The sequence below is a fragment of the Monashia sp. HAY1-5C genome, from assembly GCF_056755255.1.
Genome location: NZ_JBPGXG010000692.1, coordinates 1 through 240 on the forward strand (window position 1 = coordinate 1; position 240 = coordinate 240).

Below are 240 nucleotides of genomic sequence, written 5' to 3' on the forward strand. Positions count from 1 at the left end.
CCCCCCCCCCCCCCCCCCCCCCCTCTAAAACAAACACCACCCCCCCAGATGTAGCTCCGTCTCGTGGGCTCGGAGATGTGTATAAGAGACAGGGTCGTGCTCGGAGACCTTGGCCGCCGCGGAGTCCTCCTTCTTGATCGCCCGGAACCCTGCCCACGCTGTGGCGCGACGACGACCGGTACGTGTCGTCCTACCTGTCGGCCTACCCCTGTCTCTTATACACATCTGACGCTGCCGACG

At 65.0% G+C, this 240-nt stretch carries 1 protein-coding gene; it reads right to left on the minus strand.

The window, feature by feature from the left end; all coding sequences use genetic code 11:
* Positions 1 to 24 precede the first annotated feature (24 nt).
* Positions 25 to 240, minus strand: a 216-nt coding sequence (locus tag ACR9ZK_RS23215) for a hypothetical protein (protein ID WP_481344270.1), incomplete at its 5' end; no start/stop codon positions are given.